The following is a 14,020-nucleotide window of genomic DNA, read 5'->3' on the forward strand; positions in this document are numbered from 1 at the left end:
GTTCCATGACCGATACCACGCAGACCCCCGAACAGGACGCGACGCCGCAGGACACGCCCGCCGCGCCGCGCATCGACCCGCGCGAGCTGGCGCGGTCCGTCGCGATCGCCGTCGCCGAGGAGCCCGAGCAGGTCGGCGACGTCGTTGAGACGCACGATCTGGGCGACGGCGTGACCGATTTCCGCGTCGCCGCGCACGTCAAAGGCTATGAGGGATGGCAGTGGTCGGTCACGCTGTACCACGACGAGGAGCTGGACCGGTGGACGGTCAACGAATCCTCGCTGATCCCCACCGACGACGCGCTGATGCCGCCGCCGTGGATCCCGTGGAAGGACCGTCTGGAACCGACCGATCTGGCCCCCACCGATTCGATCGGCACCGATCCGGACGATCCTCGTCTCGAGGACGGCTTCCGCAGGACCGAACCCGTGAAGGACGACGCCGAAGCGACCGCGGCGGATGCCGCCGAGACCGGCGCGGCCGGCGACGATACGGCCGGCGATGATGCGGATGCCGCGTCCGGATCCGCGCGGACCGATGCCGCCGACGGCTCCGGGACCGGTGAGACCGGCGCGGACGACTCGCGCGAGGACGTGGACGAGGCGGTCGAGGAGTTCGACCTGTCGCGTCGCCACGTGCTCTCCCCGCTCGGCCGGGCGCAGACCGCGAAACGCTGGTACGAGGGCCCGCGCGGCCCGAAGGCCATGTCCACGAAGACCGCGTCCGGCCACCTGTGCTCGACATGCGGCTTCTTCGTCCCGCTGAAGGGCGAACTGAACCTGCTGTTCGGCGTATGCGCGAACAAGTGGAGCCCGGACGACGGCCGCGTCGTCTCCCTCGACCACGGCTGCGGCGAACATTCGGAGATCGACCCGCCGGAGCCGAGCCGTCTGTGGGTGCAGTCGAAGCCCGCCTTCGACGACCTGCACATCGACATCATCGCGCAGAAGCCGCGCGAGGAGCGCGCCCAGGTCGAAATCCTCGAACAGGAGGAGGACGACGCGGACGCCGGTCATCCGGATTCGGCCGGGGCCGCGGAGCCGGATGCCGCCGCGGACGGGTCCGCCGTCGACTCGATCGCGGCGGACGACGAGACCGCCGAGGCCACCGAACAGGACATCGAGGAGAACACCGAGATCGACGCGGACGCCCCCGAGATCGAGGAGAACACGGTCGAGGCCGACGCGCCGGAGCTCGAGGCGGTCGTCGAACTCGGCACCGACGGTGACGGCATCGACGAGAACGACGCCGACGAGGCCGGAGACGACGGTGATGGCTTGGACGAGACCGAAGCCGACGCCACGGACGGGACCACGGAATCCGCGACGGAGGAATCCGCCGAACCGGACGACGCGTCCGGGCAGGACGCGGACACCGCGGAGGACGAAGCCGAACACGGCGACGCCGACGACGCGCGGTGACGCGCCACGCGCCACACGCGCATCACGCACGAGGGGCGGGAAGCGAACGCATCGCTTCCCGCCCCTCGTCGTATCCCGCGGCACGGCCGCACCGCGGGGTACGCCCACGACCGGTCGTCAGTGGACCACGGTGACCGTGCACTCGGCGAAGTTCACGATCTGACGCGACACCGAGCCGAGGAAGTGCGCGTCCAGGCCGCTCAGGCCGCGCGAACCGACCACCAGATGGCTCGCGTACCGGGACGCGGCCACCAGACCCTTCGACGCGGTGATGTGGAAGGCGTGCGACTCGACCTCCACCCCCTCGGGGACGGGGGTGTCGGCCAGCAGGCCGGCGAGCAGCTCCTCGGCGCGACGCTGGCCCACCTCGATCGGCGCGACCGCGCGCTCGTAGCCGGGTACCACGCCCAGATCCTTCAACTGCCAGCAGAACAGCACGTGCAGCGGCGCGTCATGCACCTGCGCCTCGCGAATCGCGAACGCGAGCGCGCGGCGCGACGTGTCCGAACCGTCCACGCCGACGACCACCGGGCGGCGGGACTCCTCGACCACGCCCTCGCTCGGCACGTAGTGCACGGTCTCCTTGACGGGGGAGAGGGCGTTCGCGATGTCGTCGGTCACCGACTCGTCCTCGCCGCCGGCGACGCGCACCACCGTGACCGGCACCTCGGCCGCCTCCGCGAGCGACGCGGACAGCGACCCCATGAACCAGCGGGCCACACGGCCCAGCGAACGGCGCCCCACGACGATCTGCTGCGCGTCGCGGCCGATCTGGAGCAGCGCCGTCGTGCCGGACGCCTTCACCGACGTGAGCTTGAGACGCTCGGGATCGAAGTCGATGCCGGCGCACGCCTCGTCCACCCATTCGTGCAGCTGGGCGGCGATGTCGCGGCGCACCTTCGCCCACGCCTCCTCGCTGTCCGGCTCGGCGCCCATGTCCCACGAATGCGTCCAGCCGAACACCGCGTTCACGCGCTGCCCGGTCAGGGACGCCTCGCGCAGCGCCCATTTGAGCGCCGCGAACGACTCGTCGGAACCATCCACGCCGACGACGATGTCGGCCGTCGAATCATACGGGAAATCGAATGTGGTCATCATGAACCTCCCTTGGTCATCACGTAAAGGACATCCACCAAGTCCCAGCATATCGCCTTCCATACGTCCTGAGCGGAAATACGGGACGGAACGGGGCAAACGTCACCGCGAATCGCTAAAGTGAGGGGCAGTGTCAATTGAGGAAGGACAATAATGTTCGAACGGTTCACAGACCGTGCGCGGCGCGTGATCGTGTTGGCGCAGGAGGAGGCACGCTCCCTCCAGCACAACTACATCGGCACCGAACACCTCCTGCTCGGACTGATCCGCGAAGGTGAGGGCGTGGCCGCCAAGGCGCTCGCCGCGAAGGGCGTGGAGCTCGACGCCACCCGCAAGCAGGTCGAGGAGATGATCGGCAAGGGCAACGCGACGTCCAACGGCCACATACCCTTCACCACGCACGCCAAGCAGGTGCTCGAACTGAGCCTGCGCGAGGCGCTGCAGCTCGGCCACAGCTACATCGGCACCGAGCACATCCTGCTGGGTCTCATCCGCGAGGGCGAAGGCGTGGGCACGCAGGTGCTCATCAAGATGGACGTCGACCTGGGGGAGCTGCGCTCCACCACCATCGACATGATCCGCGGCAACTCCGGCGACGGCAAGGGCAAGGGCGATCTGGCGAACGCCGGCGGCGTGGCCGACAAGGCCAACAAGTCCGGTTCGGCGATCCTCGACCAGTTCGGCCGCAACCTCACGGCCGAGGCCGCCGAGGGCAAGCTCGACCCGGTCATCGGCCGCTCCAAGGAAATCGAGCGCGTCATGGTCGTGCTCTCCCGCCGCACCAAGAACAACCCGGTGCTGATCGGCGAGCCCGGCGTCGGCAAGACCGCCGTCGTCGAGGGCCTGGCGCAGAAGATCCAGGAAGGCGACGTGCCGGAGACCCTCAAGGGCAAGCAGGTCTACTCGCTGGACCTCGGCTCGATGGTGGCCGGCTCGCGCTACCGCGGCGACTTCGAGGAGCGTCTCAAGAAGGTGCTCAAGGAGATCAAGACCCGCGGCGACATCGTGCTGTTCATCGACGAGATCCACACGATCGTCGGCGCCGGTTCGGCCGACGGCGCGCTCGGCGCGTCCGACATGCTCAAGCCGATGCTCGCGCGCGGCGAACTGCAGACCATCGGCGCGACCACGACCGACGAGTACCGCAAGTACATCGAGAAGGACGCGGCCCTCGAACGCCGCTTCCAGCCGATCCAGGTGCACGAGCCGACGATCGCCGAGACCATCGAGATCCTGAAGGGCCTGCGCTCGCGCTACGAGAACCACCACAAGGTGACCATCACCGACGGCGCGCTCCAGTCCGCCGCCGAGCTGTCGGCCCGCTACATCCAGGACCGCAACCTGCCCGACAAGGCCATCGACCTGATCGACGAGGCCGGCGCGCGCCTGCGCATCAAGCGCCTGACCACGCCGCCGGAGCTGAAGGAGCTCGACCAGAAGGTCGCGAAGCTCTCCGCCGAGAAGGAGCAGGCCGTCAAGGACCAGGACTTCGAGAAGGCCGCCTCCCTGAGGGACGACCTCGAGAAGATGCAGGCCGAGCTCAAGGAGAAGCAGAAGGCCTGGCACGAGGGCGAGTCCGACGTGAAGATGGTCGTGGACGAGGACGTGATCGCCGAGGTCATCTCCTCCACCACCGGCATCCCCGTGTTCAAGCTCACGCAGGCCGAGTCCAAGAAGCTCCTCAACATGGAGAAGGAGCTGCACAAGCGCATCATCGGCCAGGACGAGGCGGTCTCCGCGCTGTCCCGTTCCATCCGCCGCACGCGCGTCGGTCTCAAGGACCCGAAGCGCCCGTCCGGCTCGTTCATCTTCGCCGGCCCCACCGGCGTCGGCAAGACCGAGCTGGCCAAGACGCTTGCCGAGTTCCTGTTCGACGACGAGGACGCGCTCATCCGCGTCGACATGTCCGAGTTCTCCGAGAAGTACGCCGCCTCGCGCCTGTTCGGCGCGCCCCCGGGGTACGTCGGCTACGAGGAGGGCGGCGAGCTCACCGAGAAGGTGCGCCGCAAGCCGTTCTCCGTCGTGCTGTTCGACGAGATCGAGAAGGCCCACCCGGACATCTTCAACACGCTGCTGCAGGTGCTCGACGACGGCCATCTGACCGACGGCCAGGGCCGCAAGGTGGACTTCAAGAACACGATCATCATCCTGACCACCAACCTGGGCACGCGCGACATCGCGAAGGCCGCCAACACGGGCTTCAACCTGGGCTCGAACACCGAGTCCAGCTACCAGCGCATGAAGGAGCAGGTGAGCGCCGAACTCAAGCAGCAGTTCCGCCCCGAGTTCCTCAACCGCCTGGACGACATCATCGTGTTCAAGCAGCTCACCGAGCCGCAGGTGCGCCAGATCGTCGACCTCGACGTCAAGCAGCTCAACGACCGCCTGTTCGACCGCCACATGTCGCTCGAACTCACCGACGCCGCGAAGGACCTGCTCGCGCAGAAGGGCTTCGACCCGCTGCTCGGCGCCCGTCCGCTGCGCCGCGTGATCCAGCGCGACATCGAGGACGCGATCTCCGAGAAGATCCTCATGGGCGAGCTCAAGGACGGCCAGCGCGTGGTCGTCGACGCGGAGGGCGAAGGCATCCTCGGCGAGTTCACGTTCAAGGGCGAGGACTTCGAGGAGCCGAAGACCGACGCGGAAGGCGGGTCCGGCGAAGGCGGTGAGCCCGAGTTGGTCGGCGCCGACGCGGCCCCGGTCGCGGGCGACGCCTCCGGCGACGCGGAGTGACGCTCCGTCCGTAGCAACGTGAAAGGGCTTCGGTTCCAGCTGGAACCGAAGCCCTTCGTCGTATGTCATGCATGGTCATGCATCGGCGGCCGGAAGGCGGTCAGGCGCTGAAGTCGACCTCGCCGAGCTTGTCGATGAGCTTCATGTTCTCCGAATAGTCGACCGGGCAGGCGATGATGTCGATGCCCGAGCCGGAGCGCAGCGCGGCGCGCAGCGTCGGGTACAGCTCGTCCGCCGATTCGATGAGATGGCCCTTCGCGCCGAAGCTCATGCCGAGCGCCACCACGTCCGGATTGTTGAAGTCCACGTACTCGTGGCTGCCGTCATGCAGGTCCATCTTCCATTTGATGAGGCCGTACGCCTCGTCCACCCACACGAGGATCACGATGCGCGCGCCCACGCGCACCGCCGTCTCGATCTCCTGCACGTTCATCATGAACGAGCCGTCGCCCATCACCGCGAGCACCGGACGGCCCGGGTTCTCCAGCGAGGCGGCGACCGCGCCGGGCAACGTCCACGCCATCGTCGACAGCGAATTGTCGATCACGCACGTGTTCGAATAGTACGTGGGGTAGAGGCGCGCCATCCACATCTTCAACGCGCCCGTGTCGACGAGCGCGATGTCCGTGTCGGTTTCCATCGCGCGGCGCGTGTCGGCGACGATGCGCTGCGGCTTGAGCGGGAACGAGTCATCCTGCGCGTACGACTCGTACTCGTCCGTCAGCAGCTCGTGGATCTTCGGATGGGACACGCCGAACGTCACATGCTGGCGTGCCAGCGCGTCGACCAGCGCGGACAGGGTCGCGTCGATGTTGCCCATGATGTTCAGGGCCGTCGAGTAATGCGCGTCCGTGTCCTCGATGAACGTGTTGATGTGGATGATCGTCTTGTCGTCGTTCGGGTTGATCTTCTTCGGATCGAACTGCTGGATCGAGAAGCCGACCGCGATGATGAGGTCCGCCTCGTCGAACGCGAAGTTCTCGTAGTCGTGGCGCATGAAGCCGACCACGCCGAGCGCCAGCGGGATGCGGTCGGAGATCACGCCCTTGCCTTCGAACGTGGTCGCCACCGGCACGTTGAGCTGCTCGGCCAGGGCGAGTAGACGGTTCTCCGCGTGGCCGCGCGCCACGCCGTTGCCGGCGAGGATGATCGGATGCTTCGCGCCGCGGATGATGCTCACCGCGCGTTCGATCGTGTCCGGCGTGGGCGCGAAGCTCATCGGGTTCGGCAGCGGCAGCGGATGCGCGCCTTCGGGCGCCGGCATCTCGGCCACGTCCTCCGGCAGAATCAGGCAGGTGGCGCCCGGACGGTTGCGCTGGGCGATCGAGAACGCCTTGCGCACCATCTCCGGCACCGAGGCGGGCTCCATCACCATCGACGTCCACTGGGTGAGCGGACGGAACACGCTCACCAGGTCGACGATCTGATGCGACTCCTTATACAGACGGGTCACGTTGCCCTGCGCGCAGATCGCAACCAGCGGCGTCGTGCTCGCGTTCGCCTGCGCGACCGGCAGCGTGAGGTTCAGCGCGCCCGGGCCGAGCGTCGCCAGGCACACGCCCGGCTTGCCGGTCAGGTGGCCCTGTGTGGCGGCCATGAAACCGGCGCCCTGCTCGTGACGGGTCAGGACGAAGCGGATGCGCCCGTCACGCTCGATGGCCTCCATGAGCGGGATGTTCTCCTCGCCGGGGATGCCGTACATGGTCTCCACGCCCTCGTTGACGAGACATTCGACGAACAGGTCGGCGACGGTGCGGATGTGGGTCTTCTTCGATTGCTCCTGCGGCTCGGTCGCCGTGGATGCCGTTGCGTCTGTAGCGTTCACGGTAGGGATAGTGTAACAGCACCGATGTGCGTTTGGGCCTCCCGCCGCATAGTGGACGCGTGTCGGACGGGACCTCCGGCCCCCACTCAGAAGCCACTGAGAATTCACCTGCGCGACGGCATGCGCGGGAACGCCGTTCAACCACGCGGCATACCTTGCAATCGTGAGCAGGATGCAGTCAGGCCGGCGCACGAAGGCCGGCAGGCGACCGTGGGTCGCCATCGCAGGTATCACGTTCCTTCTCGTCGCGGCGCTCGCGGCCCCGCACGCGTCCGCGTCGAACCCGGGAACCGTTCCCTTCTCCGGCGCGGACGCGGCCACGGGCGAACGCACCGTCACCATCGCCGACATCACCGACTTCCACGGGCACATCGAACGCGGCGAGGCGAACGCCGCCGGATTCGCGCTCGCCGACGCGCACAACCCGGGGAACACGGTGCCCGTCTCCGCCGGCGACCTCGTCGGCGGCAGCCCCTACGAATCCGCGTACGAGAAGGACCAGCCCACGCTCGACATGGCCAAGGCGTGGGGACTGACCATCTCCGCCGTCGGCAACCACGAGTTCGACCGCGGCGTCGCCGACTTCAACGACCGCGTCGCCGCGCCCGCCAACGGCATCGACTGGCTGAGTGCCAACGTGTCCGCCGCGAACAAGACGCCCGACGGCCTGCTGAGCCACGTCAAGGACTACACGATCCGCACGGTCAACGGCAAACGCGTCGCGTTCGTCGGCGCGCTCACCGACGCACTCGGCGCCGTCGCCACGCCGCAGATCACCCGCGACGCCGACCTCGACGAGACCGCAGTCCACGCCGTCAACCGCGTCGCCGACCAGCTCAGCGACGGCGACGAGGCGAACGGCGAAGCCGACGCCGTCGTCGCGCTCATCCACGCCGACGCGTCCGCCGCCGCCGGAACCGGCGCGGCGGCGCTCGACCATAACGTCGACCTCGTCTACGCCGGTCACAGCCACGCCGTCAAACGCATGACGACCGCCGCCGGCGCCCCCATCATCGAAGCGGGCAGCTTCGGGCGCGACATGGCCGTGCAGGATCTCGTCATCACCGGCTCCGGACGCACGTCGCACGTCGCCGTGCGTGACGTCGACCCCGGCAACGGCATGACGCCGACCGACGTCGCCGGCGTCTACGCGCTCGACGGCGCGGACGGCACCGACGGCGTCGCCCATGCGAAACAGGCCGCGTGGCGGTCGGCCGGCGAGACCGACGCGCGCGTGCGCCGCGCCGCCGCCATCTGGCGGAAGGCCGCGGCGGGCGCGCGGCGTGTCGGCGGGCGTGTCGTCGGCACCATCGCGCGCGACGCCTACTTCGGCAAGGTGCCGTCGCCCGGCACGGAAAGCGCGCTCGGCGTGCTCGTCGCCGACGCCGAACGCGAGGCCGTGCGCCGCGATTTGTACGCCGGCGACCGGATACCCGTCGTCGGATTCTCCAACGAGGGAAGTCTGAGGACCGCGAACCTCGACCAGAACGGCGACGGGAAGATCACCCTGCGCGAGGTCGACAGCATGATGGCGCTCCAGTTCAAGGTCGCGAAGACCACGCTCACCGGACGCGAGCTCAAGGCCGTGCTCGCCCAGCAATGGCGCGAACACGGCGGCCGCACCGTCATCTCGCGTCTCGGCGTGTCCGGCAACGTGCGGTACCGGTACGTGACCGGCGGGCAGGCGCCCGACGTGCCGGGGGAGAGCGCGGACGACGCGGGCGGCGCGTCGATCGTGGGACTCACGGTCGACGGGCGCGAGATCGGCGACGACGACCTCGTCATCGCCGCATCCAACTCGTTCCTCCTCCAGGGCGGCGACCGGTACACCGCGTTCCGCGCCGGCAGCAGCTACCACGAGCTCGACATGGGGTACGGCGAGGCGCTCGCCGACTATCTCGGCCGTCACCCGGATGTGCGCATCCCGCTGCCCGTCACCGGCACCGTGCTCGTGTAGGGACGGCGGCGAAGCCGACTGGGGAGAGACTCATACGAAAAGGCCCGTCGTGAATTCCTTCACGACGGGCCTTTTTTTACACGTGGCGTGGACCGCGCTACGCGGCGCGCGGCATCACTTCACCGCGTTGAGCCACTGCTCCTTCGTGGCCTTCTCGGCCTCGAGCTTCGCCTTCTTCTTCGGGTCGGACTCGGCGGCGATCTTCTCGTCGAGCTCGGCGAGCTGGGCGTTGAGCTGCTCCTCGAAGCTGGACTTGCGGGCGTCGGCCTCCGGATCGGACTGCTTCCAGGCGGCGTCCTCGACGGCCTTGATCTGCTTGTCGACCGCGTCCAGGCGGCCCTCGATGCGGCGCATGTCGTCACGCGGCACGTAGCCGATCTGGTCCCACTCCTCCTGAATCTTCGCGAGCTCCTGGCGGGCGTGCTTGGCGGCCTTCTCGTCGGCGACCGGCACGAGCGCCTCCGCCTTGACGAGCAGCGCCTCCTTGGCGGCCAGGTTCTCCTTCTCCGAGGAGGAGATCTGGTCGCGGTCGGCCTGACGCGCGTTGAAGAAGGTGTCGGCGGCCTCGCGGAACTGCGCCCACAGGGCGTCGTCCTCGTTGCGGCCGGCGCGGCCCGCCTTCTTCCAGCGGTCCATCAGCTCGTTGAACTTGCGGGAGGTCTCGCCCCACGCGGTGGAGTCCTTGAGCTCGTTCGCCTCGGCGATGATCGCCTCCTTGGCGTCGCGGGCCTCCTTGCGCTCCACGTCGCGGGCCTGCGCCCACTTGCGGCGCGCCTGGTTGAACGTGGTGCGGGCGGCGGAGAAGCGCTTCCACAGCTCGTCGGCGTCCTTCTTGTCGATGCGCACGTTGTTGCGCTGGTGCTCCTGCCACTCGTCGAACAGGGCGCGGAACTTGTCCGCCGTGGAACGCCAGTTCGTGTTGTCGCCGAGCGACGCGGCCAGCTCCTCGGCCTTCACGACGATGGCGGTACGGCCTTCGATGGCCTTCGCCATCGCGGCCTTGCGCGCCTCGGCGATCTGCGCCTTCTTCGCCTCGCCGGCGGCCTTCAGCTCCTCGTACTGGGCCTTCAGGGCGGCGATGTCGCCGACGACGGCCGGCGAGGCGGTCTCCTCGGCGAGCATCTTCAGGGACTCGTCGATCTCGCGCGGCTTGACGTTGCGGGACTTGAGGCGGCCCGCCAGCGCGTCGAGCTTCGCCTTGAGGTCCAGGAAGCGGCGGGCGTACAGGGCCAGCGCCTCCTCCTTGGACACGTCCGGGAACTGGCCGACCTCGCGCTCGGTCTCGCCCTCCCTGACGTACACGGTGCCGTCGTCGGCGACGCGGCCGAACGCCTCGGCCTCGTGGATCGCGGCCTCGGCGTGGCCGCTCTTGGCGGCCGACGCGGCGGGGCGCGCGGCGGCGGGCTTGTGGGCGAACGCGGCCGGGGACGGCGCGTGCGGCTTCGGCATCGCCGAGGGTTTCGGAGCTGCCGCGGGCGCGGTCTGTTCCACCGCGGGCTGCGTCGCCTGCTCGGTGGGCTCGGTGGTGTTCTCGGTTTCGGTGACGTTCTCGTCGGCCATGGCCAGCTCCTTACAGCTTGGAAGTATGTGCGGCGTGCATCCCGCATCGCGATACCCGGGGAATCCGCTCGGACCCCCATGGGAATATGGCGATGTTTGACGCAACCCTCACCTATTATATTGATTCCGTGGCTAAAGGCGCATCAATTTCAGGATTTCCAGAGTGGCTCCCCTCTGAACGCGTTGTGGAGCAGCGTGTCATCGACACGCTCCGTGAGGTTTTCGAGCTCAACGGCTTCCTCGGCATCGAGACCCGTGCCGTGGAGACCGGAGCGTCCCTGCTGAAGAAAGGCGAGACCAGCAAGGAGATCTACCTGCTGTCCCGTCTGCAGGAGGTCGGTCGCGAGTCCGACACCCCGATCGAGGAACGGCTCGGCCTGCACTTCGACCTCACCGTGCCGCTGAGCCGGTACGTGGTCGAGCATTCCGGCCAGCTCGCCTTCCCGTTCAAGCGGTGGCAGATCCAGAAGGTCTGGCGCGGCGAACGTCCCCAGGAGGGCCGCTACCGCGAATTCGTCCAGGCCGACATCGACGTGATCGGACAGGGCGACCTGCCCGACCACTACGAGGTGGAGCTGCCGCTCGTCATGGTCTCGGCGCTCGAACGCCTGCGCGCGTTCGGCCTGCCGAAGGCGACCGTGCACGCGAACAACCGCAAGCTGTCCGAGGGCTTCTACCGCGGGCTCGGCCTGACCGACATCGAAGGCGTGCTGCGCGAGATCGACAAGCTCGACAAGATCGGCGCCGACGAGGTCGCGAAGCTCCTCGTCGAGGAGTGCGGCGCGTCCGAGGCGCAGGCGCGCGCCTGCCTCGAACTCGCCGAGCTGACCGCCGCCGACGGCGCCGAGCTCGCGTCGAAGTTCGACGCGCTGTGCGCGGCCCATGGCATCGCGGCCGATTCCGAGGCGTACGCGCTCGCCAAGCAGGGCCTCGACACGCTCGCGATGATCGTCGACCAGGCCGCGGCCATCCGCCCCGGCTCCGTGATCGCCGACCTCAAGATCGCGCGCGGACTCGACTACTACACCGGCTCCGTCTACGAGACGTTCCTCGACGGCGCCGCGTCGCTCGGCTCGATCTGCTCGGGCGGCCGCTACGACAACCTCGCCTCGCAGGGCAGCCGCAAGTACCCGGGCGTGGGCCTGTCCATCGGCCTGAGCCGTCTCGTCAGCTACATGCTGCACACCGCCGGCGCGCACGCGAGCCGCGTCTCGCCGGCCAGCGTGCTTGTCGCCGTATGGAACGAGGAGGACCGCGCCGCGTCGAACGCGATCGCGAACACGCTGCGCTCGCGCGGCATCGCCGCCGACGTGGCGCCCACCGCGGCCAAGCTCGGCAAGCAGATCAAGTACGCCGACAAGCTCGGCATCCCGTACGTGTGGTTCCCCGGCCAGGAGGGCGCGGGCGACGAGGTGAAGAACATCGTCTCCGGCGACCAGAACCCGGCCGACGCCACGTCATGGGAGCCGGATACTGTTAGTGCCCGGCAAACCGTAGTCATCGACTGAGAACCGCCGTCCCCGCGTCGTGTCGGACGGCGTGTCGGGACACGTCAAGAACTGAAAGAGGAAGCATGAGCCAGACGGCTTACAGAACACACCATGCCACCGAAGTCACCGAGGCGCTGGTCGGTCAGAAGGTCACCCTCGCCGGTTGGGTCGACCGTCGCCGCGACCACGGCGGCGTCGCCTTCATCGATCTGCGCGATGCGACCGGCCTCGTGCAGGTCGTCATCTACGACGAGGACATGGCCCGCCCGCTGCGCAGCGAATTCGTCATCCAGGTCGTCGGCGAGGTCCGCCTGCGCCCGGAGGGCAACGAGAACGAGCATCTCGCCACCGGCAAGATCGAGGTCGTCGCCGAGACCATCGAGGTGCTCGCCAAGTCCGACGCCCTGCCGTTCCAGGTGTCCACCGCGCTCGAGAACGAGTCCGAGAACAAGCTGCCCGGCGAGGATGTGCGCCTGAAGTACCGCTACCTCGACCTGCGCCGCCCGTCCATGCAGCACAACCTCAAGCTGCGCTCCGACATGGCCAAGGCCGCCCGCCACGCCCTGGAGGACATGGACTTCACCGAGGTCGAGACCCCGACGTTCATCAAGTCCACCCCGGAGGGCGCCCGCGACTTCGTCGTGCCGGCCCGCCTCGTGCCCGGCTCCTGGTACGCGCTGCCGCAGTCCCCGCAGCTGCTCAAGCAGCTGCTCATGGTCTCCGGCGTCGAGCGCTACTACCAGCTGGCCCGCTGCTACCGCGACGAGGACTTCCGCGCCGACCGCCAGCCCGAGTTCACGCAGCTCGACATGGAGATGGCGTACGTCGACCAGGAGGACGTCATGGCCATGGCCGAGAAGGTCATCGCCGCCATCTGGAAGACCGCCGGCTACGAGGTGCAGCTGCCGCTGCCGCGCATCACCTGGCAGGACGCCATGGACAAGTACGGCTCCGACAAGCCGGACCTGCGCTTCGGCAACCCGCTCATCGAGCTCACCGAATACTTCAAGGACACGCCGTTCCGCGTGTTCCAGGCCCCCTATGTGGGCGCGGTCCTGTTCAAGGGCGGCGCCTCCACGCCGCGTCGCCAGTTCGACGCGTGGCAGGAGTGGGCCAAGCAGCGCGGCGCCAAGGGCCTCGCCTACGTGTCCTTCACCGAGGACGGCGAGCTCAAGGGACCCGTCGCCAAGAACCTGTCCGAAGCGGAGCGCAATGGCCTGATGCAGGCCGTGGGCGCCGAGCCGGGCGACGCCGTGTTCTTCGCCGCCGGCTCCCGCGAGTCCTCCCAGCTGCTGCTGGGCGCCGTGCGCGTCGAGCTCGCCTCCCGCGCGGGACTCCTGGACCCGAAGAAGTTCGCGTTCACGTGGGTCGTCGACTTCCCGCTGTTCAAGCCGACCGACGATCCGGACGACGACGACGTGGCGGTCGGCCACTCCAAGTGGACCTCCATGCACCACCCGTTCACGATGCCGTCCAAGGACTGGATCGACAAGTTCGACCAGGATCCGGAGCACGCCATGTCCGACTCCTACGACATCGTCTGCAACGGCGAGGAGATGGGCGGCGGTTCGGTGCGTATCCACCGCGACGACATCCAGGACCGCGTGCTCAACGTCCTCGGCATCTCCTCCGAGGAGGCGGCCGAGAAGTTCGGCTTCCTGCTCGAGGCGTTCAAGTACGGCGCCCCGCCGCATGCGGGCATCGCCCTCGGCTGGGACCGCACCGTGTCGATCCTCGCCGGCGCCGACACCATCCGCGACGTCATCGCCTTCCCGAAGGCGGGCGGCGGCCGCGACCCGCTGACCGGTGCCCCGGCCCCGATCTCGGCCGAGCAGCGTGCCGAGACCGGCGTCGACTACGACCCGGAAGAGGACGAGGACTGATCGTCCCCATCCAAGGGTGAGCCCCCATCAGGGGGCTCACCCTTTTTCAAACCCAC

The 14,020-nt window shown here is 68.4% G+C and carries 8 protein-coding genes; 5 read left to right on the plus strand and 3 right to left on the minus strand.

Annotated features, from left to right (window positions below; genetic code table 11):
- The first annotated feature begins 5 nt into the window (after window positions 1–5).
- A complete protein-coding gene (locus AC1AYD_RS00470; RefSeq protein ID WP_476544530.1) occupies window positions 6–1,421 on the plus strand; it encodes a DUF3027 domain-containing protein in 1,416 nt (471 codons plus the stop codon).
- A gap of 117 nt (window positions 1,422–1,538) precedes the next feature.
- Here AC1AYD_RS00470 and AC1AYD_RS00475 read toward each other — a convergent pair whose 3' ends face one another.
- On the minus strand, window positions 1,539–2,519 hold the full coding sequence (locus tag AC1AYD_RS00475; RefSeq protein ID WP_476501976.1) for a universal stress protein: 981 nt from the start codon (window positions 2,517–2,519) through the stop codon (window positions 1,539–1,541).
- A 150-nt stretch (window positions 2,520–2,669) separates the two neighbouring features.
- On the opposite strand from AC1AYD_RS00475, the gene AC1AYD_RS00480 reads away from it, so the two are divergent.
- Window positions 2,670–5,249 (plus strand): ATP-dependent Clp protease ATP-binding subunit, encoded by a 2,580-nt coding sequence (locus AC1AYD_RS00480; protein ID WP_476501975.1) that lies wholly within the window; start codon window positions 2,670–2,672, stop codon window positions 5,247–5,249.
- Between the two features lie 100 nt (window positions 5,250–5,349).
- On the opposite strand, the gene AC1AYD_RS00485 is transcribed toward AC1AYD_RS00480, so the two are convergent.
- The gene (locus tag AC1AYD_RS00485) at window positions 5,350–7,008 is read right to left on the minus strand and encodes an acetolactate synthase large subunit (protein ID WP_476532310.1); all 1,659 of its coding nucleotides are present in this window, start codon (window positions 7,006–7,008) and stop codon (window positions 5,350–5,352) included.
- A gap of 238 nt (window positions 7,009–7,246) precedes the next feature.
- Here AC1AYD_RS00485 and AC1AYD_RS00490 point away from each other — a divergent pair, with 238 nt between their 5' ends.
- Window positions 7,247–9,031: a bifunctional metallophosphatase/5'-nucleotidase gene (locus AC1AYD_RS00490; RefSeq protein ID WP_476502040.1), complete on the plus strand. Its 1,785-nt coding sequence runs from the start codon at window positions 7,247–7,249 to the stop codon at window positions 9,029–9,031.
- 114 nt (window positions 9,032–9,145) lie between these two features.
- Here the strand turns inward: AC1AYD_RS00490 and AC1AYD_RS00495 are convergent, their stop codons facing one another.
- Entirely contained in the window at window positions 9,146–10,591 is a 1,446-nt protein-coding gene (locus AC1AYD_RS00495) for a DUF349 domain-containing protein (protein WP_476501974.1), read from the minus strand.
- A 128-nt stretch (window positions 10,592–10,719) separates the two neighbouring features.
- Between AC1AYD_RS00495 and hisS the strand changes: the two genes are divergently transcribed.
- Window positions 10,720–12,099, plus strand: a complete 1,380-nt coding sequence (hisS, locus tag AC1AYD_RS00500; protein WP_476501973.1) for a histidine--tRNA ligase — start codon at window positions 10,720–10,722, stop codon at window positions 12,097–12,099.
- Window positions 12,100–12,164: 65 nt separating this feature from the next.
- Window positions 12,165–13,964 carry an aspartate--tRNA ligase gene (gene aspS / locus AC1AYD_RS00505; RefSeq protein ID WP_476501972.1) on the plus strand — a complete coding sequence of 600 codons (1,800 nt, stop codon included), beginning with the start codon at window positions 12,165–12,167 and terminating at the stop codon, window positions 13,962–13,964.
- Window positions 13,965–14,020: the final 56 nt, after the last annotated feature.

Source organism: Bifidobacterium sp. LH_426 (genome assembly GCF_056356875.1).

Excerpts from the sequence above, each read along its gene's own strand:
- AC1AYD_RS00470 (WP_476544530.1), top strand. The coding sequence starts at position 6 with ATGACCGATACCACGCAGACCCCCGAACAGGACGCGACGCCGCAGGAC.
- AC1AYD_RS00475 (WP_476501976.1), bottom strand. The coding sequence starts at position 2,519 with ATGATGACCACATTCGATTTCCCGTATGATTCGACGGCCGACATCGTC.
- AC1AYD_RS00480 (WP_476501975.1), top strand. The coding sequence starts at position 2,670 with ATGTTCGAACGGTTCACAGACCGTGCGCGGCGCGTGATCGTGTTGGCG.
- AC1AYD_RS00490 (WP_476502040.1), top strand. The coding sequence starts at position 7,247 with ATGCAGTCAGGCCGGCGCACGAAGGCCGGCAGGCGACCGTGGGTCGCC.
- AC1AYD_RS00495 (WP_476501974.1), bottom strand. The coding sequence starts at position 10,591 with ATGGCCGACGAGAACGTCACCGAAACCGAGAACACCACCGAGCCCACC.
- aspS (WP_476501972.1), top strand. The coding sequence starts at position 12,165 with ATGAGCCAGACGGCTTACAGAACACACCATGCCACCGAAGTCACCGAG.